The 26308-nt window shown below is 55.1% G+C and carries 20 protein-coding genes, 4 tRNA genes and 1 pseudogene; 4 read left to right on the top strand and 21 right to left on the bottom strand.

Going from position 1 to position 26308, the window contains the following annotated elements; translation table 11 throughout:
• Window positions 1–28: 28 nt before the first annotated feature.
• From OCV58_RS03710 to OCV58_RS03615, 20 genes are all read right to left on the bottom strand, one after another.
• Window positions 29–748 carry a TraX family protein gene (locus OCV58_RS03710; protein ID WP_154876999.1) on the bottom strand — a complete coding sequence of 240 codons (720 nt, stop codon included), beginning with the start codon at window positions 746–748 and terminating at the stop codon, window positions 29–31.
• A gap of 54 nt (window positions 749–802) precedes the next feature.
• Window positions 803–1261: a low molecular weight protein-tyrosine-phosphatase gene (locus OCV58_RS03705; protein ID WP_154876998.1), complete on the bottom strand. Its 459-nt coding sequence runs from the start codon at window positions 1259–1261 to the stop codon at window positions 803–805.
• A 237-nt stretch (window positions 1262–1498) separates the two neighbouring features.
• Entirely contained in the window at window positions 1499–2155 is a 657-nt protein-coding gene (locus OCV58_RS03700) for a TatD family nuclease-associated radical SAM protein (RefSeq protein WP_154876997.1), read from the bottom strand.
• A gap of 13 nt (window positions 2156–2168) precedes the next feature.
• The gene (locus tag OCV58_RS03695) at window positions 2169–2996 is read right to left on the bottom strand and encodes a pyridoxamine kinase (RefSeq protein ID WP_154876996.1); all 828 of its coding nucleotides are present in this window, start codon (window positions 2994–2996) and stop codon (window positions 2169–2171) included.
• Between the two features lie 16 nt (window positions 2997–3012).
• The gene (locus OCV58_RS03690; protein WP_154876995.1) at window positions 3013–3549 is read right to left on the bottom strand and encodes an ECF transporter S component; all 537 of its coding nucleotides are present in this window, start codon (window positions 3547–3549) and stop codon (window positions 3013–3015) included.
• A 205-nt stretch (window positions 3550–3754) separates the two neighbouring features.
• The gene (locus OCV58_RS03685) at window positions 3755–4735 is read right to left on the bottom strand and encodes a Gfo/Idh/MocA family protein (RefSeq protein ID WP_154876994.1); all 981 of its coding nucleotides are present in this window, start codon (window positions 4733–4735) and stop codon (window positions 3755–3757) included.
• 9 nt (window positions 4736–4744) lie between these two features.
• The gene (locus OCV58_RS03680; RefSeq protein ID WP_154876993.1) at window positions 4745–5566 is read right to left on the bottom strand and encodes an MBL fold metallo-hydrolase; all 822 of its coding nucleotides are present in this window, start codon (window positions 5564–5566) and stop codon (window positions 4745–4747) included.
• Between the two features lie 12 nt (window positions 5567–5578).
• Entirely contained in the window at window positions 5579–8038 is a 2460-nt protein-coding gene (locus OCV58_RS03675; RefSeq protein WP_154877052.1) for a homocysteine S-methyltransferase family protein, read from the bottom strand.
• Window positions 8039–8074: 36 nt separating this feature from the next.
• Window positions 8075–10207 (bottom strand): ASKHA domain-containing protein, encoded by a 2133-nt coding sequence (locus OCV58_RS03670; protein ID WP_154876992.1) that lies wholly within the window; start codon window positions 10205–10207, stop codon window positions 8075–8077.
• A 3-nt stretch (window positions 10208–10210) separates the two neighbouring features.
• The gene (gene pgeF / locus OCV58_RS03665) at window positions 10211–11038 is read right to left on the bottom strand and encodes a peptidoglycan editing factor PgeF (protein WP_154876991.1); all 828 of its coding nucleotides are present in this window, start codon (window positions 11036–11038) and stop codon (window positions 10211–10213) included.
• A 70-nt stretch (window positions 11039–11108) separates the two neighbouring features.
• Window positions 11109–12458, bottom strand: a complete 1350-nt coding sequence (locus tag OCV58_RS03660; protein ID WP_154876990.1) for an MATE family efflux transporter — start codon at window positions 12456–12458, stop codon at window positions 11109–11111.
• Between the two features lie 115 nt (window positions 12459–12573).
• On the bottom strand, window positions 12574–13743 hold the full coding sequence (locus OCV58_RS03655) for an SLC13 family permease (RefSeq protein ID WP_154876989.1): 1170 nt from the start codon (window positions 13741–13743) through the stop codon (window positions 12574–12576).
• Window positions 13744–13873: 130 nt separating this feature from the next.
• A tRNA-Ala gene (locus tag OCV58_RS03650) sits at window positions 13874–13949 on the bottom strand.
• Between the two features lie 327 nt (window positions 13950–14276).
• Window positions 14277–15653, bottom strand: a complete 1377-nt coding sequence (locus OCV58_RS03645; RefSeq protein WP_087477360.1) for an amino acid permease — start codon at window positions 15651–15653, stop codon at window positions 14277–14279.
• 135 nt (window positions 15654–15788) lie between these two features.
• Window positions 15789–17117 carry a branched-chain amino acid transport system II carrier protein gene (gene brnQ, locus OCV58_RS03640; protein WP_154876988.1) on the bottom strand — a complete coding sequence of 443 codons (1329 nt, stop codon included), beginning with the start codon at window positions 17115–17117 and terminating at the stop codon, window positions 15789–15791.
• Between the two features lie 263 nt (window positions 17118–17380).
• Window positions 17381–18460 carry a pyridoxal phosphate-dependent aminotransferase gene (locus tag OCV58_RS03635; protein ID WP_154876987.1) on the bottom strand — a complete coding sequence of 360 codons (1080 nt, stop codon included), beginning with the start codon at window positions 18458–18460 and terminating at the stop codon, window positions 17381–17383.
• Window positions 18461–18465: 5 nt separating this feature from the next.
• Window positions 18466–19323: a GHMP family kinase ATP-binding protein gene (locus OCV58_RS03630; protein ID WP_154876986.1), complete on the bottom strand. Its 858-nt coding sequence runs from the start codon at window positions 19321–19323 to the stop codon at window positions 18466–18468.
• Window positions 19323–20267: an adenosylcobinamide-phosphate synthase CbiB gene (gene cbiB / locus OCV58_RS03625; RefSeq protein WP_154876985.1), complete on the bottom strand. Its 945-nt coding sequence runs from the start codon at window positions 20265–20267 to the stop codon at window positions 19323–19325. The genes OCV58_RS03630 and cbiB overlap by 1 nt, the downstream gene beginning before the upstream one ends.
• Before the next feature lie 2 nt (window positions 20268–20269).
• On the bottom strand, window positions 20270–21799 hold the full coding sequence (locus OCV58_RS03620; protein ID WP_154876984.1) for a cobyric acid synthase: 1530 nt from the start codon (window positions 21797–21799) through the stop codon (window positions 20270–20272).
• A 63-nt stretch (window positions 21800–21862) separates the two neighbouring features.
• Window positions 21863–24382 (bottom strand): excinuclease ABC subunit UvrA, encoded by a 2520-nt coding sequence (locus OCV58_RS03615; RefSeq protein WP_154876983.1) that lies wholly within the window; start codon window positions 24380–24382, stop codon window positions 21863–21865.
• Window positions 24383–24593: 211 nt separating this feature from the next.
• Between OCV58_RS03615 and OCV58_RS03610 the strand changes: the two genes are divergently transcribed.
• The 4 genes from OCV58_RS03610 (at window position 24594) to OCV58_RS03595 (ending at window position 26125) form a co-directional block, all read left to right on the top strand.
• Window positions 24594–25697 (top strand): NADH-dependent flavin oxidoreductase, encoded by a 1104-nt coding sequence (locus OCV58_RS03610; RefSeq protein ID WP_154876982.1) that lies wholly within the window; start codon window positions 24594–24596, stop codon window positions 25695–25697.
• A 179-nt stretch (window positions 25698–25876) separates the two neighbouring features.
• Window positions 25877–25953, top strand: a tRNA-Pro gene (locus OCV58_RS03605).
• Window positions 25954–25964: 11 nt separating this feature from the next.
• Window positions 25965–26038: transfer RNA gene (locus OCV58_RS03600), tRNA-Gly, on the top strand.
• Window positions 26039–26048: 10 nt separating this feature from the next.
• Window positions 26049–26125 (top strand) — tRNA-Arg (locus OCV58_RS03595).
• A gap of 63 nt (window positions 26126–26188) precedes the next feature.
• On the opposite strand, the pseudogene OCV58_RS03590 reads toward OCV58_RS03595, so the two are convergent.
• A pseudogene (locus tag OCV58_RS03590) lies at window positions 26189–26308 on the bottom strand (IS30 family transposase); the annotation flags it as partial.

The following is a 26308-nucleotide window of genomic DNA, read 5'->3' as shown; positions in this document are numbered from 1 at the left end:
GCATATTATACAACAGCCAATCCCGGTATCATAGCCGAAGCCTTTGGACAATGCCATACAAAATGGCTAAGTGGGCCGGATAATACAGGTAAAATATATATTTCCTGCCGTTCGTTCCGCGCCGGCCGTTATATAACATTAAAAGAGGCAGTGCCGCTAAGGAAAAGACCTGAACGCCGCCCAGCTCCAGCGAAATACAGCACAGCCCGAACGTCAGAGCAGCCAGTTTCTGCGTCCTCGTCGTTCCTAGCCAAATCATGACGGGCGTAACGGCGCCGCAAAACCCATAATCTATAACAAAGCCCGGCACAAAGGAAGCATGACACAGAACATATAAGAAAACGAGGCTTCCTGCCGTTCCAAACATCGCCAGACAAGCGCTCCGTCGGACCTGACGGTACTGCATCACATAAGATAATCCGAAAATAAGGGCAATCGAACAGGCAAAGGTAATGAAAATAGATTGGTACAAATTACCATCGGCTATATAACTGACGACAGAGCACAGCAGTCCTACTCCCAAAACAGAAAGAAAGTATCGCTGCTTACGACGCGTATGAGCGCAGCCTTCGGCTACCATATAGGCAAAGATAGGATACGCTGCCCTGCCAATCATACGCAGCTCCATGCATCCGGGAAAGAAAAACACGCCTATATGATCGATGGTCATGGAAATCAAGGCCAGCCATTTCAGCGTCGTCCCGCTGATGCCGACACACAAGCCGTCCCAACAGCTTACCTCCCGCATCTTCTTCCCTCCCTCATGAAAACATCAGCTTCACCATCGTCTCACAGTTTCCACCTACTTATTCTGCAATATATACGCTAATAACGCCCGGCAGCCCATATCGACATCTTCATAGGTCTTATCAAAATTCCCCGTATACCACGGGTCGGCTACTTCGCGGTCAAGTCCGGCAAAGGACAAGAGAGAGTATACCTTGCCGTCATCGTCTGGCCCGCAAATGCGGCGAATTTCATAATCGTTTTCCCGGTCAAAGCCGACAATATAATCGTACGCCTCGTAATCGGCCTTGGTAATCTGCACGGCCTTGCGCTTCGTAAAAGGAATCCCCTGCTCGCGCAGCTTCTCCTTCGTTCCCCAATGAGTATCGTTGCCAATCTCTTCCCGGCTCGTCGCCGCCGAAGCAATATAAAACGAATTGGCAATCCCCCGCTGCCGCACTAATTCCTTCATGACAAACTCCGCCATGGTAGATCTGCAAATATTGCCGTGGCAGACAAAAAGCACCTTTATCATCTATGATCTCCTCCTGAAGTCAACATATTATACTTGATAAAAAACATTGAGCCGTCACTGTAACCTGCTGCATGTATTGAGAATAGCATATCATATTTCTGATTGTCAAACGATTGTCATTGCGCTCTATGCTAACTATATCTTTCAGCAAAATAATAATTGCCATAAAAAATACTGTCCAGGTTAAGCTGAACAGTATATGAGTCGGCGATATGCAGTTGTGAATGCGACAACGTTTTACGAGTCTTCGTAGACACGCACGCGCAGCGTCAGGCCTCGTTCCTGGCATATGGCCCGGCACTTGGCGATTTCTTCGCTGTCTTCGACGTGATCGACGACGGTTAGGACGACGTTCGGCACGTATTGCTTGCATCGCTGAGCGAACTGCAGCATGGCGTCATAGGACTGTATGCCGAAGCGGCTGCGCGTCAATTCCAAATAGCGTTCCTTATTGGATGCGTTCAAACTGATAGAAATGGTATCGAGGAGGCCCTTAAAATCCGGTGCCGTATCGCGGCCATAGGACAGGTCAGACAGGCCGTTCGTATTCAGCCGCGTCAGCACATCGGAATGGGTCTGCTTTACATAAGCCAGCAAATTCTTTAAATCTTCCAGCCGTTCTGTCGGTTCGCCGAATCCGCAGAATACGACTTCGCCCACGTAGTCCCACGGCGCAGCGTCGAGCAGGGCCTTTGCGTCGGCAACAGTTGGTTCTTTTTTTAGCCACAGCGTCGTTTCTTCGGCCATCTTCTTCATGCTGCGCAGACAAAAGGTGCACGAGCAAGTGCAGCGGTTGGTCAGGTTCACGTATATGGCGCGTTTTCCTTCAGGCTGGCGTTTTAAGCTTTCTTCGAGAGTGATATATTCTCCCTTGTCATAAGCATACACTATCATGAGTATTTCCTCCCTACTTCAATTCTGTCAAAAATTCTTCAAAAGCCAAGCCGCAGTTGTGCGGCAAGTCTAATTCTTCCGTGTATATCATGGTCTTAGTGATGAAATCGGCGGCCGTACGGACGGCTTCTGTCAGCGGACGGCCCTGCACGACGATGCCTGACACGATGCCGGCGAAAACGTCGCCCGTTCCCGATCGGTCGCTGCCGATTTTCTTTGTCTTCAGCAGCTGCGGCTCTGCGCCGCGTTCATAAATATAATTGCCGATGTCTTCCCCGCAGTGAATCCCCGTAATGACCAGTTTTCCCGGCCCTAACCCCGATAATGCTCCGGCCATATCGCGCAGCTCTGCCAGCGTGGTACGGCCATCTTCAGGATAAGGAATCTGTAAAAGTCGGCATGCTTCGGTCAGGTTCGGCGTGATGACATCGGCATAGGGCAGCAGATGCCGCATGCCGCGGCACAGTTCTTCTGTATACGAGGAATAGAGCTTGCCGTAATCCCCCATGACAGGATCGACGATGACCGTCGTGCCCTCTTTCTTAAAGGTCCGCAAAAAGTCCAGCACCAGCTCGATTTGCTGCACCGAACCGAGAAATCCCGTCGATATGCCGTCAAAGGTCAAATTGTTTTCCTTCCAATTTTCCATGTACGGCTTCATTCGGTCCGTATAATCGTCAATATAGTACGTCGGAAATCCCGTATGAACCGACAAGATCGCCGTCGGCAATACGCAGGCCTGTATTTTCAGCGCCGAAATAATCGGCAGTTCTACGGCGACGGAACAGCGTCCGTATCCTGTCACGTCGTTGATCAAGGCAATTTTTTTCTGATGCTTCATACGCTACCTCGTTTCCCTAAAGACACGCCGCCGCCTTTTGCAATGCCGCTCCGACGGCCACGGCCGCCGCGACGTTGACAATGCCTTCGCCGATAAGTCCCGGCGTCATGAGCAAGCCGGCTCCGGCGCTGCCGTATAATAAGGCGCCTGACCCGGCATAGGCAATGACCATCCACAGCGCCGATACAGAAAAGGCCAGCAGCATCCGCATAGACAAGACCGAGGGCCCTTCTCCCTCTGCGGGTATCGCAGCCATACGGAAAACTATCTCTACCATGACCCATTTGATGACCAGCGTCGGAAGAATCCATATGGGGAATCCGCCTAACAAGTCAGAAAAGGCCGAGCCGATAGATGCGGCGAATCCAGCCTGACGGCGCGGAAGAAACAGGATCAGCAGAAAAATAACGGCGTCGCCTAAGTGCGCATAGCCAAAGGGAATGGGAATACGCGGCATAAACGTCATCATAAATACGACAGTCATACAAACGGCAGTCATGCAAAGTGATTTTGTCGAAACAGGTTGTTGTCTTCTTGCTGTATGCGAATACATAACGCATCCTTCCTTTCGGTCTCGACGCCGGCACAAGACGATGTTCTTTAATCTGTACCTAATTCTATTACAATAAAATATCATAGTAAATAGGACAGATTGCGTTTTTTCTGTCAAATTACTTAGACATCCCCATATTTTTTGTTTTTGCTGCCAAAAAGCATACAAAAAAAGGCCCTGATCAGAGCCTTTTTCATGAATATCGTTATACTTCTTCGGGATAAGTCAATCCCCATTGCCGCCGCAGCGTCGTCATGGTTTCCATCACGTCGGCCGTATACTGCAAATACATGGCATTGCCTTCGCCTGCTGCGGCTTGCTCCATGTGCAGGATTTCATAACATAAAGCCATGTCCGTATGGCCGGCTTCTATGATTTCCTGGCGGCCGTCGTCTGTATACGTAACGACAGCCTTACTGCCGCGGGGATAATCATAGATTTCTATATATCCCCTGTCGAAAACGGCCGTGCCCCGCTTAGGCTGCTTGGCATGAAGGGATAAGGATAATATAGCCATTTCTCCCGCTTCATTCTGCAGGAGGATACCGGACTGCTCGTCTACGCCGCTCGGCGCTAAGGAGACCTGCGAAAGGACCTGCGTCGCCTTGGACGATAAAAACCAGCGGGCAAAGGCCAAGGCGTACACGCCGATGTCGAGGAGCGCGCCGCCAGCCAGTTCCTTACTGAAAAAGCGATTGGTCATATCGTACGGCTTATAGCTGCCGAAGCTGGCCTGCACCAGGCGCAGCCGGCCTAACGCTCCCCCTTCGAAGCGCTTCCGCAGTTCTTCATACAAAGGCATGTGATATAATGTCATGCCTTCGGCTAAAATGCAGCCATTTTCCTGTGCCGCTTCCATGGCCTGGTTCAGCTCGCCGCTGTTGAGGGTAATGGCCTTTTCACATAAGACGTGCTTTCCCGCTTGCAGCGCCGGCAGGATGTATTCGATATGACGATTATGGGGCGTGGCGATATAGACGATGTCTACGTTGGGATCGTGCGCCGCGTCTTCCGGCCGGTCGTACACCGTTTCTATGCCGTACTGCCGGGCAAAGGCTGCGGCCTTCTCCTGGGTCCGGTTCCCTACGCCGTATATGCGGCCGCCGAGGCGTTCCGCACCTTGGGCAAATTCATGGGCGATAGTACCACAGCCGATTATCGCCCAGTTATACCGCAGTTGATTCATGACGACCTCCTATACCCATTCCAACGCCAAATTTACGCCGGCTTCCCTGACCGGCACGACGTCGGCTAAGGCGCGCTTCGACAGGAAATCACAGCAGTGGGCAGCGTAGACGACGCCGGGCTGAAGGGCCTTAAAATAGGCGACGGTCTGCTCCAATACATCTGGATCCGGATTCATCAAATGGAATCCGCCGATGACGGCGGCAATCCGCTCGTCCCGGCAGACGCGCTTAGCCTGCTCGATAATATTGCAGATACCGGCATGAGAGCAGCCGGCAATGACGACCAGCCCCTCTTCCGACCGATAGGCCAGCGCCGTGTCGTCGCAAACGAAATCGCTTTCCCACTGGCCGCCGACCTTCGTCTTGCCGATAGGACGATGGCCTTCAAAAGAATTGGTCTTTTCGATTTCTCCCAAATACGCCAGCTTAGGGCTGAGCCATAAGGGCTGCTTTTCCAAGCGCAGGGCGAAAACGCCTGAAAGGGCTTCAGCCGTCATTGGCGAGCCGATGTCCAGCGTTCCGACGCGTTTGGGAGCAAAGGCCGCCGGATGGGCCAGCAGGGGCACGCCGTAGCGTCCCAGCTTCTCATACCATTCGTGCAGATACAGCAGGCCCCGCGTGTGGTCGTTATGGCCGTGAGAAATGACGACGCCGTCGAGGGCATGCATCGGCAGATTCATGGAAAAGGCATTTTTCAGGAATATATCTGAATAGCCGGCGTCAAACAGCCATGTCTTGCCGTCTTCTTCCAGATAGTAGGAAAGGCCGGGCTCGCCGACGTAGTACTGGTCGATAAAGGTATAATTGTCTACTAATATTCGCAGCTTCACAGGCGTTTCCTCCTAGCAGGACAACAAATCCGACACGAGCTTGACGCAGTCCGCCGCATCCTTCGAATAGCCGTCGGCGCCGATTTCATCGGAAAAGCTGGCCGTTACGGCGGCTCCGCCGATGATGATCTTGCCGCCGTAGCCCTTCGCCGCCGCTTCGGCGATGACGTCCTTCATGCGCATCATCGTCGTCGTCATCAAGGCCGATAAACCGATAATCGAAGCCTTTTCTTCCAGCGCCGCGGCAACGATGGCCGAAGCGGGCACGTCTTTTCCCAAATCAACGACGCGGTAGCCGTAGTTGCGCAGCATCAGGCCGACGAGGTTCTTGCCGATGTCGTGGACGTCGCCTTCTACCGTCGCGATGACGACCGTAGCCGATTCTTTCTGGCCTTTCCTTTCAATAAGCGGCTCGAGCAGGGCAATAGCCCGTTCCATAGCGCTGGCACTGGCGATGAGCTGGGGCAGGAAATACACCTGCTGGTTGTACAGCTCGCCGACGCGGTTAATGGCCGGAATCAGGAGCTCGTCGATAACCTGCTCCGGCGACATGCCCCGAGCCACGGCTTCTTCAGCATAGCGGACAGCGGCGTCGCGTTCCCCGTCGAGGACGGCTTGATATACTGGATCGGCAGCCGCTTTGTCGGAAGAGAGGATGGCAGCTTGCCCTCCAGTTGCCTGAGAGCGTTGTGCCGTTTCCGCTTCCTGCCGTTTCCGCTCTTCTTCCTTTGCGGTAAAATACTGCATCCGCTTGATATACGCCATATCGCCGCCCTCTTTATTCATGAGCATATTCGATGCCGCGGCGACGTTCATGAGCATGTCCTGCGACGGATTGGCAATCGCCATGGTCAGGCCGCTGGCAATCGCCATCGCCAAAAAGGTCATGTTGACGTAGGCCCGGCCAGGCAGGCCGAAGGAAATATTGGATAAGCCGCATACCGTCGGCAGGGCCAGGCCGTGTTTGCAGTGGACAAACGTCGCCAGGCAGTCGAGAGCCGCTGACGGCGCTGCGCCGACAGTGGCGACTAAGCCGTCGACGACGATATCTTCTTTCGTAAAGCCCTGGGCGTAGGCCTCGGCCAACAGGGCATCCAATACGGCATGCTTTTCTTCTAGCGAAGCGGGGATGCCTTCGTCCGACAAGGGCAGGGCGATGAACATGGCTCCGTATTTTTTGGCAATCGGCAGGAGCTTGTCGATCTTCTCCCGTTCAAAGGAAATAGAATTGATCAGGGCACGGCCGGGATATATGCGCAGCGCTGCTTCAATGACCTCAGGATAGCTCGAGTCGATGCTCAGGGGCAATCCCGATACGGCCGTGATTTCATAAATAGCCTTGACCATCATAGCCTTTTCGTCGATGCCGTTCGTGCCCATGTTGACGTCGAGAATCGCCGCTCCGTTCTGTTCCTGTTCCCTAGCCATTTGGCGGACTAACGACAGCTTCCCTTGGCGCAGTTCCGCCTGCAGGGCCTTCTTCCCCGTCGGATTGATGCGTTCGCCAATGATTTGAAAGGGCCCGGATAAGGAAATTTCCGTCACCTGCCGTTCCGAGGCAAGTATACGGCGGCGTACGGCCCGAATCGGTCGGGGCGGCATATCCCGTACGGCGCCGCTCAAAGCTTTGATGTGTTCCGGCGTCGTGCCGCAGCAGCCGCCGACGATGCGGGCCCCCGCTTCGACGAGAAGCTTGCCGTCACAGCCAAATTCTTCCGGCGTCATGCGGTACACTGTCCGGCCGTCTTCCAATTCCGGCAATCCCGCATTGGGCTTGGCCAGCAAGGGAATATCGGCGTAATCGTACATCGTCCGAATCATAGCTGCCATGTCTTCCGGTCCCGTCGAGCAGTTCACCCCGACGGCGTCGACGCCGAGAGACTGGAGCACGACGACGGCTGCTTCCGGCGGCGTACCGTACAGGGTACGGCCGTCTTTTTCAAAGGTCAGGCTGGCCATAATCGGCAAATCGCAGATTTCTTTAATGGCCAGCACGCAGGCCCGCGTTTCCTGGAGGCTCATCATCGTTTCGACAATGAACAAGTCGACGCCGCCGTCATACAAGGCCTTCGCCTGCTCTTTATAGATAGATACTAATTCGTCAAACGTCAGCTCGCCCATCGGATAGAGCTGCTGCCCCGTCATCGTCATGTCGCCGGCAACATAGGCCTTGCCCTGGGCCGCTTCCTTGCAGAGGGCGACGAGTTCTCCGTTTATCTGCGTCAGCTTGTCTTCCAGACCATATTCGGCCAGCTTCAGCCGGTTTCCCGTAAAGGTCGGCGCATAGAGGATCTGCGTCCCTGCCTCCACGAAGCGGCGCTGCAAATCCAGCAGGGCTTCCTTATGTTCCAATATCCACTGCTCCGGGCATACGCCGACAGGCATGCCGGCTTGCTGCAAATTCGTCCCCGTCGCCCCGTCCAGGACTACGATTCCCTGCTCCAGCAGGCGGCGAAATTCTTCTCGTGTCATTTTCATTACCCCTTATATATACATAACGCCGTAGCGTTAAAAATTCATGTGTTCGATGTATGCCGACTGAAAAAAGTCGTTATTGGCCAGTATGACCTCGCCGGCATGACGGCAGATTTTCTTCATATCGTCCAAAACCGATTCGTCTGCCAGTACGGCGGCAGCGCCGGCCAGGGACGTATTGCCGGCCGCTGCCGTCTTATGAACCAGCTGCGGCGGCAGCAATCCAATGGCCGCGGCCTTGGCCGGCTGCAAATAATAGCCGAACCCTCCGGCAATATACACGCGGTCTATATCTTCGCAGGTCATCCGTTCTTCGTAGAGAAGGGTCTCAATACCGGCACGGATGGCGCTCTTTGCTAACTGAACCTCGCGGATATCCTTCTGCGTCATGACGATTTGCTCACAGTCCAGCGTCGTCGCTAAAGGAAAGCCCCGCCGAAAATACGGTTCTTTCAGCTTGCCCGTCGTATCGACAAGACCTGTTTCGATGAGGCCTGCCAGGGCCTCGATAACGCCGGTACCGCAGATGCCGACAGGCGGCGCGCCGTCAATAGTCCGCACTTTCGGCCGGACGCCGTTCATCGTTACACCGCAGATGGCCCCGGGTACACTGGCCGTTCCCCATTGCAGGCTTCCTCCTTCCAGGGCCGGACCGGCAGCCGTCGCCGTCGTCAGGAGTCCCTCTTCGCTGCGCAGAACCATTTCGCCGTTCGTCCCTAAATCGATCAGAAGCGTCGTTTCTTCTGACTTCATGAGGCTGCAGGCCCAAATACCGGCCGTTATATCGGCCCCTACATAGGTGCTGATGCAGGGGAGCAAGGCGACAGGCTGATTGGAAAACCCGTCGTACTCGCCGAATACGTCCTTCCACGAGTACCAATCTCCGCCCAAAGATACGGGACGAAACGGCCAGGAACCTAACCCGCCGCAGTCCCAGCCCATCAGCAAATGGAGCATCGTCGTGTTGCCGGCAACGGCAGCCTTCAGGCAGCGGTCTTTGGCCTGCGGATATGTATCCCACATCTGGTGAAACATCTGCTGCAAATCATGGCAGACGGCCTTGCGAAGCTGAGGCCCCTTGCCGTCCTTCGCCGCCTGTATGCGGCTGACGACGTCGGCACCGAAGGCCCGCTGGCTGTTGGCCGCCGTAATCGTATGAACCGTGCGTCCTGCCGTCGTATCTACCAAGGAAAGGGCCAGCGTCGTCGTGCCGATATCGACGGCCAGACCGTACGAGTGTCCGATATCCGCTTCATAATCGTCGCCGTCGCGGCCAAGAGCCGCCAGAACTCCGCGGTTCCTCTTAGGAATCACAATCTGCACATCTTCTGACGGTACGGCTTTACAGGCCAGCCGCCAGCCGGCAGCTAAATCGGCAGGCGTAAACAGTTCGCGGTCCTCCGGCGATACGGTGACCATTCCTTCTGCGACGCGGACGCGGCATTTTCCGCACCGGCCCGTTTCACCGCAGGGAAAGCTGTCCATATATCCCTGCTGCCGCAGCCATCGGCTGATACGCATGCCCTTGGGACAACGAATATACTCTTCCTGCGTCTCTTCCTTCCGCAAGGCGCAGGACGCATTGCCGCAGCGCCGGCAATCGTGTTCTATATGAAATACGTCCGGGTCGTCTGTCAATTCATATAAAATTGCCATGGATTTCTCGGGCTGCAGCATATGATGCTCCGTCAGGGTCACGCCTAAGGTACGTCCGGCTTCGACGGCCTGCACCGCCTGTTCCTGCAGGGAAAAGCCGCAGTCCACGCCGGCCTCATGCCGACTGGCTATGCCGCAGCCCTTTTCACGGCAAAGGCCCCGTATCGCTTCGCCCAGCTGCCGTTCGAAAGAAAACAGACAGCTGTCCGCCATGGCGCTGAACAGGACGGCCTCCGAATACTCCTTGCGGGCGACGTACATAGCACTCTGCCGGCTCACGGCAGCCCCTATAGTCAGGACGGCGTACAATCCCATACGCCCCTGTCCGTCGTCGGCAAAGGCCAGGGCGACTTTCGGCCGGACAACCTGACGGACGGGGCGCTCCAGCTCGGCAAACAAGGCCTTGCCCTGGGCCTGACTGGCCTCGTCCTTTCCATATCCGGCCAAAGCCAGGGATGCCGCGGCGTCAGGCCGAATATCTCGTCCTGCAATGATGCGAATATCCTTCACGGCTCAGTCTCCTTCGTTCCACATGATAACCGCCATATGGCGGCCCGTCTGTTCGCCGGCCTTGCTGGCTTTTCGGTACGAGAAAAAGAGGTCGTCGCGGCAATAGGTGCAAAGGCCTGCGTCTTCCAAATGCTCCGCCCGAATGCCGGCGCGCAGCAGAAGCAGCCGATTTGCCTTCGGCAAATCGAAATAGTATTTATTCCCTGCCGGCCGGGTCAGTTCCTTCATCTCCAAGGGCGAAAACAGCTTAGCAAATGCATCGACGACTTCCTGCCCTACTTCAAAGCAGCAGGGCCCGATAGCCGGCCCTATGGCGGCCAGCACGTCATCCGGCTCCGTGCCGTAGGCCTCGCCCATGCGCCGCAGCGTCTCCGCCGCGATGTTTCCCGCCGTTCCCCGCCAGCCGCCGTGACTTACGGCGACAGCATGGTGCACGGGATCGCAGAACAGCAAGGGCGTGCAATCGGCGAAATTCATCGTCAGCGGCACGCCGGCTTCATCGGTCATCAGGCCGTCGCACGACGGAATCGCGCTCTCCCGCTCCAAGGCCCCCCGTCCCCGGTCGGCCCGTCCGGCCTGAACGACGTTGACGCCGTGTACCTGATTGCAGCAGATGATGTGTTCCGGCACGACGTGCAGAGCCGACAAATAGCGGCGGCGGTTTTCCAAGACATGCCGCGGATCGTCGCCGCTGGAAAAGCTCATGTTGAGAGACGCAAAGGGAGCGCCGCTCACGCCGCCCTTCCGAGCCGATACGGCGGCAGTCACATTAGGCAGCACCTTAAATATATCAAAGGTAATATAAAAAATACCGTTTTTTTCTTGCAGCATCGCAGTTCCTCCTTGCTGACATACAAGTGACATCGTTACCATTATACAGAAAAATACCTGAAAAAACCAGCTATTTACCTGCCTTCCCCATGGCAGCCGACGCCGTTCTCTTGTAGATGAAGAAGGCCAGCAACGCCGCAACGCCTTCCGCTATCCAAAAGCAGTGCCAAATACCGTCGGGGCCCCACAGGCTGACACAGACAAACGCTGCCGGAATGATGACGACGACGTAGCGCAGGAGGGAAATCAGCAGGGACGGTACGCCCTTCCCCAGTCCTTCAAGAGCTCCCGACGCCGTAACGGATAGGGCCGACACGATAAAGCCGCAGCTGATAATGCGCAGGGCCGACGCTCCGAGGCGTATCGTTTCGGGATTTTCCGTAAACCAACCTATGAGTACATCTGGAACAGCAAAGCAGACAACGGTTCCGCCGATCATGATGAGGCTGTTCAGCCCTAACGTCGTCCTATACAACGCGCCGACGCGGCCGTATTCCCCTGCGCCGAAGTTATAGCCGATAAGAGGCCGCACGCCCTGAATGATGCCGTTGGACGGCATATACAGAAAGGTCTGGAGTTTATAGTAGATGCCGAGGATGACGACGTATATCGGCGAAAAAGGCGCCAGCATACCGTTGAGAGCCGATACGAGCAGCGACGGCAGGCCCATATTGAGCACGGCGGGAATGCCGATGCCGTAGAGCCGCTTATCCAGCAGGGGATTCCATACCAAATAGGCCGATGAAATACGTACCTGCAGAGTCTTATACCGGCATACGGCAAGGTATACGGCCAGCGACACGGTCTGCCCCAGTCCCGTCGCCCAGGCCGCGCCGGCAATCCCCATAGCCGGAATGGGGCCGAAACCGAAAATCAAAATGGGATCGCCGACAATATTCGTCAGACATCCGCAGATAAGGGCTATCATCGTCACATTCATCCTGCCGACGGCTTGAAACATCTTTTCATAGGCCAGGCCGATGGTCAATATCGTAGAAAATCCAAAGACAATATAGGCATAGGTTAACCCCATGGATACGACAGCTTCGTCGTCGGTAAACATGCGCAGGAAAGACGGAATCAGGGCGAAGGTCACGGCTGTCAGCACGACGCCGTGGACGACGGACAGTACCATGCCGTGCGTCGCCGCCGTATGGGCCGTATCGTTCTGCTTAGCTCCCAGGCAGACGGAAATGACCGCATTCAGGCCGACGCCGAAGCCTATGCTCACGGCGTTGACGAAGTTCTGCATGGGAAATACGAGTGATACCGCAGTCAGGGCATCTTCGCTGATCATGGCGACAAAAAAGCTGTCGATAATGTTATATAATGAATTGACGATCATTGATACGACAGCCGGCAGCGACATAGACGCGATGAGCGGCAATATCGGTTTCTCTTTCATAAAGGTTTCGTTCATACAATTACCTCCTACACGCAAAAAAGCCGCACGACTGCATGACGACAATCGTGTGGCTAAAAGATGACAATGTCCGGAAAAGTCCACAGATGACTTTTAGTAGATTCGTATTGAATTAGATAAAAACGCTTTCCATTGCCAAGACAGCGGCTAAAAACACGACGTTTGCCGCCGTGAAAAAGGCCAAATACCGCAGAGGACGGCAATGAGCTGTTCCTAAGTAGGCCTTAAAAGAGATGATGCTGGCCATGGAAGCGATAATCGTACCCAAGCCGCCGACGTTGACGCCCAGCAGCAGTTCCTGCGCTGCATCCGTATAGGGAGCGAGGAGAACGACAGTCGGCACGTTGCTCAGAACCTGGCTGAGCAGTAAGGACAGCATAAATTCATGGCCCTGCAGCAGCTGAGCCGGGCCTGCCGCCATAATCGGCAGACGGCCGATATTGCCTACGCCGATAAATAGAAAGATGAACAACAAGAGCAGCTTGTAATCGACGTCGCGAAATACCTGCCTGTCCGCCAAAAGCAAGGCCGGGCAGACGATGAGAAACATCACCAGCGGCGTAATCAGGCGCAGGACAGCTAAGATACACACGCCGAACAACAAGGCAAAAACCAGTCCCTTTCGCCGCCCCATCGTCGGCGCCTCGCCGTCGGGCACGGAAACGGCCGCCTTGGGAATATAATACGTAACAGCCCACAGCAGCAGCCCGCTGAACGCCGTCAGCGGCCCCGTAATACGGAGAAATTCGGCTAAATTCATCTGATAATAGGAATAGATAAACAGGTTCTGCGGATTGCCGATAGGCGTTAGAATACTGCCCATATTCGCCGCAATCGTCTGAAAGGTCAGGACAAACAATAGCTGGTCTTCCATGCCTGCCGCCGAAAGTACGGCAATGGCCAGGGGCACAAAGATGATGAGCGACACGTCGTTCGTCACGGCCATGGAGAAAAAGAAGCAGCTGAATACGAAAAACTGCACGAGACGGCGCGCCGATACGGCTCCGGAAAACAATCGGCCGTAGGCATAGGTCAAGACGCCGCCGCGGCGAAAGCCGGCAATAATCGCCATCAGGCAGAACAACGTCGCCAGCAGCGGCGCGTTGATGCTCCCGACCAGCTGCTCCGGCGAAACGGGAACGGCAATCGTCGTCGCTAAGGCAAACAACGAAGCTATCGTCAAATCCGGATTTTGCCGCATATATAATTCTATCCGCTTCAGCGCGGCTATTCCCGGTACGGAAACCGACATGGCAACTCGTACTCGCTGCTGTACTTTCATTCGGCTTGTCTTCCTCCCTGCAATGATTTCTAGTAAGCTACTGTATTATAGCATGCCGCACGGCAGAATGCTACTAGCTGCATTCAATTTTTTCACAAAAAAAAAAAGACCCCGCTCAGGGTCTTTTTCATGGTGGAGATGAAGGGGCTTGAACCCTCGACCTCACGGATGCGAACCGTACGCTCTCCCAGCTGAGCTACATCCCCATGACATGTATTTATTATACAAGATTCATGGAGTTTTACAAGTCCTATTTTTAATTTTCCTGCCATTCCCTTAGCAAAAACGTCATTTCATAGCCTCACAATAGATCAAACGCTTGAAAACAGGAGAAAAAGAAAACGATACCATTACCTGCAAAGATAATCCTTTGAAAGGTACAGCTGCTCTAAACGGGCTGCACAAGGTTTCAAGGCTAGTGGTCTTACTTAGCCAAAAACACCGCATCGCACAGGACAACTGCAGGATGCGGTGTTTTCAGTTTTACAGATATATCCCTTGAAATGCAGTTTCTTCTGCCTTTTCCAACGGCTTTACTTGTTTAACGTACTGTGGCCATAGCCGTAAGCCAAGTAAATGACCAAGCCCAAAACCGACCAGATGGCAAACAGCACGAGCGTATGCCACGACAGCTGGGAAAAGACGAAGGCACAGAATATAAACCCTAAGGGAGCGATGACGTGCACCGCCGGGCAGCGGAAACCTCTCGGCTTGTCCGGGTATTTGCGGCGCAGAACGAGAATGCCGACGCACGAGCACAGGAAAGCGAAAATCGTACCGGCACTGCACGTTTCGGCGACGATGTGAATCGGCGTGAAGCCGGCGATGCACGCAACGAGAATGCCGACGACAATCTGAATAATATACGGCGTGTGGAATTTCGGATGGACCTTATACAAGCTCATGGGCATCAGGCCGTCGCGGCTCATGGAATAGAGGGCCCGGCTCTGCGCATAGAGCATGCACAGTACAACTGTCGATAACCCGCAGAATGCGCCGGTGCCGACGACAGCCGAGCCTAAATGAAGGCCGATGTATTCCAATACAAACGATGCCGGAGCAGCCGTATCAAGAAGGGGATACGGCACGACGCCGGTCATAGCGGCGCATACGGCGATGTACAAAATCGTACAGATAGCCAAGGCGGCGATGATGCCGATAGGCATATCCCGTTTCGGATTTTTCGTTTCTTCCGCCGCTGTGGACAAGGCATCGAAACCAAGGTAAGCAAAGAACAGCACAGCCGTGCCGGCGGCGACGCCGTGAATGCCGTACGGCAGGAAGGGCTGCCAATTCGCCGGTTCAATATGGGGAGCCGCCAAAAACAGGAATACGAAAATCGTGCCGATTTTGATGTACACGAGAATCCGGTTTACACGGGTACTTTCCTTTACGCCGATGACCAGCAGCGCCGTCGTGACGAGGACGATAAAGGCTGCCGGCAGATTGATGAGTCCGCCTTCAGCCGGCACGGCCGTAAGCGCTTTAGGCAAATCGATGCCGCACGAATGAAGGATGCCGACAAAATATGCCGACCAGCCGCCGGCAACGGCGCTGGCTCCAACGGAATATTCCAAAATCAGGCTCCAGCCTACCCACCAGCCGAATACTTCACCCAGCGACGCATAGGCATAAGTATACGAGCTCCCTGATACAGGAAGGAACGAGGCCAACTCCGAATAGGCCAGGCAAACGAAGGTACAGGTAACGGCTGCCAGCACGAAGGACAGCATCAGGCCAGGGCCGGCATATTTAGCAGCGCCAATGCCGGTCAGGACGAAAATCCCCGTCCCGATGATGATTCCCAACCCCATGAGGGTGATGTCGAACGCTCCCAAGGCTTTCGTCAATTTTTTTTCTTCCGTAGTCTCCATCAAATCTTCGAAGGATTTACGGCGCAAAATGTTCATGCTTTTTTCCCCTTTACACTACAAATTCAGCGTAATGAACAAAACAGCTCCTAAGAATTAGGATTCCTAAGAGCTGTTTTATTATGCTTGCCTAAGAGTATATCATGTCACTTGGCAGTTGACAACAAAATTTTCTTAACTTGCTTTAGATTTTACTGCGCCCTTCCAAATCAGGCCGATGATAAACCCGGCGATGGCAAAGGAAATCCAGCCCATACCGATGGAATGGAACGGAACCATCGTATTAAAGAATGTATCGATGCCGCCGAGGGAAATACCGGCAGTCTGCGTACCGGCGATGAGGGACGGAATAATCGTCAGGCCCATCGTCCAGGCGTATACGCACTGACGGCCGCCGAAGGACTTGTGCAGGAACGTCAGGAATACGATGGCGACAACCTGCGGATAAATGAACATCAAAACGGGAATAGCCGCAACGATGATGGTCTTCAAACCGAACATAGCGACGCCGAAGGACCAAACGGAGAAAATCGTTACCCAGCCTTTATAGCTGATCTTCGGAACCAAGCGGTTGAAGTATCTCGCGCAGGACGAAATCAGGCCGATAGCCGTGGACAAGCAGGCCAGCAATACGATGATCGCCAGGATGATAGCCCCTACGTCGCCGAAGAGGATCATAGCGCTCTTGGAAAGTACCGGCGCGCCCGTGTCCTGAATGCCGAATGCCATAACGCTGTCGGCGCCGATCTTGGAAATAAAGATGTAGACGAAAGCCAGGCAGCCGACGGCGATAATGCCGGCCTTAAATACTTCCTTCGTCACTTCTTCCGGCGTAGACGCGCCGTCTTCCACGACGAATTCTACGACCAAGATAGCGAAGATAAGCGATGCGATGGCGTCCATCGTGCCGTAGCCGTCGATGAAGCCCTGTACGGTCGCCAGCATAGGCGTCGCATATTTTTCCGTCGGTTCAAGGGGCGTGCCGAGCGGCGTAATGAACGACTTAACGATAAGAACTAAAATGACAAACAGCAAGGTCGGCGTCAGAATCTTGCCGATACGGTCAACGAGTTTGCTCGGCGATACGGACAGCCACCACGAAACGACGAAGAAAACGACCAGGAATATGGTCATGACCATGTCGCTGCCGCCGTCAGACAAAAACGGACGAACGGCGATTTCATAGGAAACGCTGCCCGTTCTCGGCGTAGCAAAGCAAGGCCCGATCGTAAGCGATGAAATAACTGCGAAGAACAATCCGAACTTCGGATGCACGCGGCCTGCCAGCTCCTCCAAGTCTTTACAGCCCGAATAGCCGATAGCCAATACGCCCAGCAGCGGAAGGCTAACGCCTGTCAGAACGAAGCCCAATACGGCCCACCAGACGTTCACGCCTGCGTTCTGTCCCATAGATGCCGGGAATATCAAGTTGCCGGCGCCAAAGAACAAGGCGAACAGCATTAACCCGATAGCTACGGTTCTGTTTTGTTTCTTTTCTCCCATATGAATTCCTCCTAACCCTTTTAAATTTTTCGCTACAGATAAATAAGGACGGGAATAAAGTGTAGCATACATTAAATAATTTAATCATTGCGATTGCGTTATCTAATCTATAATGTTATTGTATCATAAAATCAAAAAAAAATCATTTGCAAACCCCACTTTTAATGTTCTTCTAATTTCATTTTAATTTTAATTTAATAAATACGTGATTTTTGTAACTTATATAGACAAATAAAAAGACGGTAAAATTTAAATACCGTCCTTTAACTTTCAATAGAAACAACATTTTTGAGGGCCTTGCAAAGTATTTCATTTTCTTCCTCCGTCCGCACGGCGAGGCGAAAATAAAAAGGCGTCAAGCCGGGATAGTTAGCACAATCGCGAATTAGTATACTCTCGTTGCGCAGGGCGGCGCCGATGTGGCAGGCCGTCAGGCCCGTTCCCGCAGCGTCGACCAGCATAAAATTAACCGTCGGCGGCAGCGGATTCAGGCCGGGTATAGCTCGTACTTTTTCGTACAAAGGCATTGCCGCATTCCGCACGTATTGTTGCGTTTTCTCCTGATACGCCCTGTCTTTCAGGGCGGCGATGCCGGCGGACTGGGCCAGGCAATTGACGTTCCACACATCCTTATGCATTTCCAGCAGCCTGCGTTTCCCCTCCGGCACGACGGCAAAGCCCAGGCGCAGGCCGGGAACGGCGTAATATTTCGTAAGAGATTGTATGACGAACAGGTTGTCATACTGCTTTACCAGCGAACGGGCGGCGTATCGCTCGCCGTCGCTGCGGAAATCGAGGAAGGACTCGTCGACGACGACGTCTGTCCCTGCCTTCCGCGCCGTCCATACCAGGGACTCTATGTCGCTTGCCGGCGTCAGCGTCCCCGTTGGGTTATTGGGATTGCCGATCATAATGCAGTCTGCATTGCCGGCTTGCCGGCGCAATTCGTTGACAGGCATGGCGAAACCATCTTCACATTTCATATAGCAATAAATTACATCTGCCCTCGCCGCCAACGCCGCCCGCTCGTATTCGTTAAAGGAGGGAACGGGAATGAGAACGCGCTTCGGCCGAACACAGTGCATGTACACGTAAAATAGTTCGGCCGCGCCGTTCCCCAGCAGGAGTGCGGATTCCGGCACGGCGTAATAGCTGCTCAAAACCTCCTTGAGCCGCCGCCCCTGCGGGTCCGGGTAGTGGACGACTGTATCGATTTCCGCCGCAATCGCCGCGCGGACCGAGTCCGACAGGCCGAGAGGGTTGATGTTGGCGCTGAAATCCAGCCACTTCCCGCCCTCATTCGGTACGTATATATTTCCGCCGTGTTCAAATCGTTCGGGCAACGCCCTCATCTCCTCTCGATAGTCCATCCGCCGCCGCTTAATACAGCCGCGCCCATATAGGTCATTGCCAGCCGTTCCGCTGCGTACGGTCCCACGCAGTCGTCAAGCCATTGTAAAGAGCAATGTTCTGGAAACAGCAACCCGCAAACCGTGCCGCTGTGACCGATATTCACACCGACAGCTCCGAATGCCTTCCCTAGTTCCAGCAGCGCCGGCAGCTGCGGCTTACAGACGACGCGCTGATGGGCCAGGGCGCTGTGCGTTGCGGCAGCGCCCAGCTTTTCCGCCGTATATGGCGGCGTCAGCAGCGGCAGTATCTGCTCCGCGTCAATGCTGTACATCCTGGCGGCTTCATCGTACTGTTCATGAAAGGCCAGCGTATCGACGGTCCCACCCAAATCGAACATAGCAATAGCCAGGGCCGGCATGACGCCAAAAGAATGAAGTATGTTGCCGGTTTGATAATTGATTGCCACGATGCCGCGGCAGAATACGCCGTCTGTCGGCTCGATAGACGCGGCGATGGAGGCGATTTCCTGCTCCGTTATCGACCGTCCGCAAGCTGTTGCCGCAGCTACAACAACGGCCCCTATGTCGGCACTGCTCGACGCCATCCCCTTCCCTGCCGGCAGCTCCGACGTCACATACAGGCTGAACGGAAATTGACTGACGCCCAGATACTGCAGCGTTTTTGCCAAAGCGGCCCGCGATTTTTCCCCGGCGGCAATACATCTGAGGCCGTCGTCTTTGACAACGGCCTCGGCGCAGCGGTCGATAGGGCAGGTAATAAGAAAAGGTTCTCCGTTGGCGTAGCCCTGCGCCAGCTCGCCGCACGAACCGGGAACGCGCACGATCAATTCCATCACGCCACCTGCCAGCAGTACCACGCCGTCAGCACCGCCGCAGACAACGCAACGGCATACATGAGATGGACGGCCTGACGAATATGGCCAGGCCCCAGCTCGTGCCTGGGATCGCCCATATAGGCCCGGAAGGAAACCTTGCCGAAATAGGAATTATATCCGCCCAGCCGAATGCCTAGCGCGCCGGCTACGGCAGCTTCTGCATAGCCCCCGTTCGGACTGGGGTGCTTGGACGCGTCGCGCCGTATGATGCGCCACGCTCCCTTCCAGTCATAGCGCAGCAACGCGGCCATCAGGATGTACAGCAATGCGCCGATGCGGGCTGGTATGTAATTGAGCACGTCGTCCAGCCGGGCAGCAAACCGGCCGAAATACAAGTATTTGTCATTCTTATAGCCGATCATTGAATCGAGGGTATTCGCCGCTCTGTAACATGCCGCTAGGGGCACGCCGCCGAGGGCAAAAAAGAACAGCGGCGACAAAATACCGTCAATCGTATTTTCCGCTACCGTTTCGACCGTCGCCCGCACGACCTCGCCCTCGCTCAGTTTCTCCGTATCCCTGCCGACAATCCAGCCCACCTTCGCCCGGGCGATGCGCAGGCGGTGATGAAGCAAATAATGACGGATTTCGTTGGCCGCCTGGGCCAGGCTGCGGGGGCAAATCGTCCAGAACAAGATAAATCCTTCGGCCGCATAGGATACATAGGCATTGTCTATATACGATATCCCCAGCATGACGGCGTAAACGATATCATATACAATCAGCAAGACGATGATAGACAAGACCATGCCGGCAAGGAACTGTTCCTTTTTTCCTGCTGCCGAACGGTAAAATATCCGTTCCAGCCAAGCGATAAGCGCCCCTATCAGCGCCACAGGATGTATTTTGACGCGCGGGTCGCCTAACAGCGTGTCGAACAGCAGCGCCCAGATAACCGCCATGATCAGTCCCTCCCAGCCATGATACGCCGCAGCGTATCCATGTCTAAATGCGCGCGGACGACGGCAGCCAGCCGGTCATAGCTCTTCTGCTTTTCCGCCCGGAAATTCCGCCGCACCGCCAAGGGCTGCAGTCCCTTCTGACGCCGCAGGCAGTTGAGGAAATCACGGCGGAAGGCGTCGTTGTCAAATATACCGTGCATATACGTCCCCCAAACCAAGCCGTCGCATCGTGCCGTGCCATGCACGACATGGCAGGCCTGCTGAGACCGCTCCGTCACAACGATGGGGTGAAGCAGCCCTGCTTCGGCATCAGCCGTATGGCCCATATGGATTTCATAGCCTTCCAGCCCTTCCGCCGACAGCACCTGCCCTAAAAACGGCAGGCCGCAGCATTCGCCTTTGACCTGGGCCAAGGTCTTTCCGGTTGTAAAGGTCGTTTCTATGGGCAGCAAATCCAATCCTCCTATTCCTTCCGTCGACGACTCCGTATGCTCCGGGTCATAAATATATCGGCCCAGCATCTGATATCCGCCGCAGATGCCGACGACGGGCGCGCCTGCCGACAGCACCTGGTAAAGGGCTGACGCCATGCCGCTGTCTTGCAGCCAGGCCATATCCTCAATGGTATTCTTGCTTCCCGGGAGGATGACGACGTCGGGACGGCCCAGATCGGCCGCCTCGCGGACATAGCGCAGAGATACGTCCCCTTCGCCTTGAAGACTGTCAAAATCGGTAAAGTTGGAAATCTTCGGCAGGCGGATTACGGCAATATCCAGGTCGCCTTCCTGTCTATCTGCCGGCTTATCTTCCAATGACACCGAGTCTTCGTCGTCAATGTTTAAATTTTCTATATAGGGAATGACGCCTAAGACGGGTTTGCCGGTCTTCTTCTCCAAAAAGTCTACGGCCGGGGCAAATAAGGATACGTCGCCGCGGAATTTATTGACGATGAGCCCCTTGACCAAATCCCGTTCGTCTTCCTCCAATAATGCGAGCGTACCTACCAAGGCTGCCAGCGAACCGCCCCGGTCGACGTCGGCTACGAGAAGGACCGGCGCATGCAGATATTTAGCTACGCGCATATTTACGATATCGTATGGTTTCAAATTTACTTCCGCCGGACTGCCGGCCCCTTCGATGACCAGAGTGTCATAGGCCTTTGTCAGGCGCGACAAGGCGTTCTGTACTGCCGAAAAGGCCTCCAAGGCATATCCATTATGGTATTCCTTAGCAGACATATTGCCTACGGACAGGCCGTCGATGATAACCTGGGAGCAGGAGTTTCCCGTAGGCTTGAGCAGGACAGGATTCATATCGACAGCCGGCTCCAATCCTGCCGCTTCGGCCTGCGCCACCTGGGCCCGGCCCATTTCCCGGCCGTCAGCCGTCACATAGGAGTTCAGCGCCATGTTTTGCGCCTTAAAAGGGACGACGCTCTTTCCTTCCTGCAGAAAAATGCGGCATAGTGCCGCGGCTAATACGCTCTTGCCGACATGGGAACTCGTCCCCTGCAGCATAATATATTCGGCCATGCCGTCATGCTCCTTTCCAATTTCATATCTGTAACTTCATCGGCTTACCATTCGCCGCTCTGATTATAGCAAAGGGCGAAGATATCGTCCAGTCGCGCTCTGCGGAGCCGCCGCGATGTCTCCTGGCGTCCCTGCCGCTACAATGCGGCCGCCCTGCGCACCGCCGCCGGGACCCATGTCGATGATATAGTCGGCGTTGGCAATCATGTCCAGGTCGTGTTCGATGACGATTACTGTCGCTCCCTGGTCGATGAGGCGCTGAAAAATCGCAATGAGGCTGCGCACGTCCAAGGGATGCAAGCCAATCGTCGGCTCGTCAAAGACAAAGAGCGCCTCGTCCTGTCCCCTGCCGATTTCGGCGGCCAGCTTCAGCCGCTGGGCTTCACCGCCCGATAAGGCCAGCGTCGCTTCGCCGAGGGTCAAGTACCCTAGTCCTAAATCCACTAATGTCTGCAAGCGGTCGCGGACTTTTTTCACGTCCTTTACGGCTTCCAAAGCCTGTTCCACTGTCAGTGCCATCAATTCCGGCAGAGACAGCCCTTGGCCGCCGTCCTTTGCCGGACGTCTAATGGCCGCGGCTTCCTTTCCGTAACGCGAGCCGCCGCAGGCCGGACAGGTTACGGCCACGTCGGGCAAAAACTGCACGTCCATTGTAATCTGTCCCGTGCCGTCGCAGGCCGGGCAGCGCAGCGAGCCCGTATTGTAGGAAAAGTCCTTCATGCCATAGCCCTTTTCCTTCGCTGCCGGCAGGGCCGCATAGACCCGGCGCAGGTCGTCCAGGACGTTGCTGTACGTCGCTACTGTCGAGCGGACATTTGCACCGATCGGCGCGGCGTCGATCAGGTGGACCCTGCGTATGCCGCCGCCTTCTATGGACAGGACATGTCCTGGCAGGGGCTGCCCGTCGGCCTGACGCTGCAGCGCCGGTATCAGGCTTTCCAATATCATCGTCGTCTTGCCCGAGCCGGACACGCCGGTCACGGCGACGAGCCGTCCTTTAGGCAGTAAGACGTCTAAAGGCTGGACGGTGTGAATCGGCCCGGAAACCATACGTATTGCTCCGTGGGCAAACATCTCTTCTTTATCAGCCCGCCGGCGCACAACTGGCGAGCCGCTCCCTGCAAGAAAGGGCCCGATACGCGACGACGGATTCAGAGCTACGTCCTGCACCGTACCGGCGCAGACGAGGCGGCCGCCGTGCGATCCGGCTCCGGGCCCCATTTCTATGAGCCAGTCTGCCGCTTTCAGGACCTGCACGTCGTGGTCTACGAGGACGATAGAGTTTCCATGTGCAGTCAGATCGCCCAGCATCCCCAGAAGGCCGTCGACGTTCGCCGGATGAAGGCCGATAGACGGCTCGTCCAGCACGTACAGCACGCCTGTCGTGCGGTTCCGAACGGCCCGGGCCAGCTGGACGCGCTGACGCTCGCCGGTAGACAACGTCGCGCCGGCCCGGTCGAGAGACAAGTATCCCAGACCTAATTCCACAAGACGCTTCGCCGTATGGAGAAATTGAGCCGCTATACTGTCAGCCATGTCTCGCAGCGATTCGGGCATAGCCGCCGGTACGGCCTGGACCCACGGGATAAGGGCATCCAGCGTCATCGCCGAGGCCTCACCCAAATCCAATCCGCAGAGGCGCGTCGACCGGGCCCGCTCGCTAAGGCGGGTGCCGCCGCAGTCGGGGCAGACGTCCTGCTTTAAAAATTTTTCTACGCGCTTCATACCCTTGTCGTCCTTGACCTTCGCCAATGCATTTTCTACGGTATACACGGCATTGTAATAGGTAAAGTCCAGTTCGCCGGCCTGGTTGCTGCTCTTCGCCTTATAAAAGATGTGCTTTTTAACTGCCGGGCCGTGAAAGACGATGTCCCGTTCCCTATCGGTCAGTTCCGAAAAGGGCACGTCTGTACGGACGCCCATAGCCCGGCACACGTCGGTCATAAGGGACCACATGAGAGAATTCCACGGCGCGACAGCTCCCTCGTCGATGGACAAGGATTCGTCGGGAACCAGCGACGCCTCGTCGACAGTCCGCACGATGCCCGTGCCGCCGCAGGTCCTGCAGGCTCCGCCGCTGTTGAAAGAAAAATCCTCCGCCGCCGGACCGTCAAATGCAACGCCGCATACAGGACAAACGAGCCTTTTCCCCATAGCCACGGCAGCCGACGGCTCCAAATAGTGGCCGTTGGGACAACGATGGCTGCCGAGACGGGAAAACAATAGGCGCAGGCTGTTCAGCAGTTCCGTCGCCGTGCCGAAGGTACTGCGGATACCCGGCACAGCCGGCCGCTGATGAAGGGCTAAGGCCGCCGGCACGTTTTCAATGCTGTCGATCTTCGCTTCCGCTGCCTGGGTCATGCGCCGCCTCGTATAGGCTGACAAGGCTTCCAAATACCGCCGCGACCCTTCGGCATATAATACGCCCAAGGCCAGCGACGATTTCCCTGAGCCGGATACGCCGGCTATGGCTACCAACTTCCCCAAAGGGATGTCTATATCGAGATTTTTTAAATTATGGACTCGCGCGCCCCGTATCTGAATGCAGTCGGGCGCCGCTCCCCTGCGTTTATTCTGTTCCATACCGTACAGCTATGCCTCCTTCGCCGACGACAACAAGATTCGGTGTTCTTCTTATTGTATCATTGATTGCTTCTGATTTCACTATGACAATGACGGTGCCTTTTATGACGAACTGTATCGGCACTATTTGCATCTTCTCCGTTTCATGATATAATGGCCCTATAAATTTATACCTTTTTAATCAACTTATATGATATAGAGAGGTGATACGATGCGTTCATTCCACGACACACTGACGCTGCCCAACGGCGTTGTGCTGAAAAACCGTTTGGCCATTGCTCCGCTTACAGTCTGCCTCAGCGACCCCCACGGCTATGTCACGCCGCAGGAAGTCGACTATTACGCCTCCCGTACGGGCGAGGTGGGCCTGTACATTACAGGCTGTTCCTACATCCAGCCGAACGGCCGCGGCTGGCTCGGTGAAGAAGCCATTTACGACGATTCATCTATTCCCGGCCTGTCCAAGATGGCTTCCGCAATCAAACGAAACGGCACTAAGGCGATCATGCAGATCTTCCACGCCGGCCGCATGGCCGAAGAGGATGCTATTTTCGGCTATGATTTAGTATCGGCCGGCGACGTCGCCGCGCCCTTGAAAGGATACCGTACGCCACGTCCCTTGACTGATGCAGAAATTGCCGAAGTCATTGCAAATTTCAAAGGCGCCGCCGTCCGCGCGATGAAAGCCGGCTTTGACGGCGTAGAAATCCACGGGGCCAATAACTATCTTATCCATCAGTTTTTCTCTCCCCATTCCAACAATCGGACCGATTGCTGGGGCGGCTCGCTGGAAAACCGCGCCGCCTTTCCCCTGGCCGTCGCCGACGCCGTCTTAGACGCAGTCCGAGAAATGGGAGCCAAAGATTTTATCGTCGGCTATCGCCTGTCTCCGCGCGAGCAATGGACGCCGGGCATTGCCCTCGGCGATACGCTGTACCTCGTAGACAAGCTCGCCTCTTTGAAGCTGGATTACCTGCATATTTCCCAAAGCCATATTACCAGCACGGCCGCCGAGCCGGAATACTGCGGCAAGCCGATTCTCGCGCATATTGACGAAACCGTCCGCGGCCGGCTGCCCATCATTTCCGTCGGCAACATCCAGACCCGCAGCGACGTACAGCAGGCCCTCGAACACTCGGACATCGCCGCCGTCGGCGGTTCCGCCCTAATCGACCCGAACTGGGCTGCGAAGCTTTTAAACGGGCACGACGAAGCAATCCGTACCAAGCTAGCGCCGGAAGACAGGGAGATCCTGAAAATTTCTCCGCTGGCATTTAAGATTCTCTCCAGTCGCGCGCCGGAACGCATTTTATAAACGTACAAAACGCCCGCTGCGTCACGCCGGCTCTTTCATCACGCAGCAATATAGCCCGACGAGCCCAACCTCGCCGGGCTATTGCTTTGGGATAGATAAGGGCCGATACGATAGTCCTCGTCTTTGTGAAAAAATAATTTGACAAAATTACTCATTCACGATATAATACTTTTTGTTGGCGGGGCATAGCGCAGTTTGGTAGCGCACCTGGCTTGGGACCAGGGGGTCGCAGGTTCAAATCCTGCTGCTCCGACCATATCGCAGCATGCGGGTGTAGCTCAATGGTAGAGCGCCAGCCTTCCAAGCTGGTTACGTGGGTTCGATTCCCATCACCCGCTCCATTTTCGTTATGACTCAGTAGCTCAGCTGGATAGAGCAACAGCCTTCTAAGCTGTGGGTCTAGAGTTCGAATCTCTACTGGGTCACCAATATAAGAAAGCATGAGATACGCATCGTCGTCCTCATGCTTTCTTTTTTTATCTGGCGAATTGTCAAGCTAAGTGCAACTTTTTAGAGTAATGTACTTCGTATGGCGTTTTGTATCCTAAACATTTTCGGGGACGGCGATTTAGTTCTGCAAAAACAGCTTGCACATAGGCTTCTGGAACGAG

This window comes from Megasphaera stantonii, from assembly GCF_025567065.1.
In the GTDB taxonomy this organism is placed as follows: domain Bacteria; phylum Bacillota; class Negativicutes; order Veillonellales; family Megasphaeraceae; genus Megasphaera; species Megasphaera stantonii.
The sequence above is the reverse complement of the archived record's forward strand: the minus strand, read 5'-3'. Positions and strand labels throughout refer to the sequence as shown.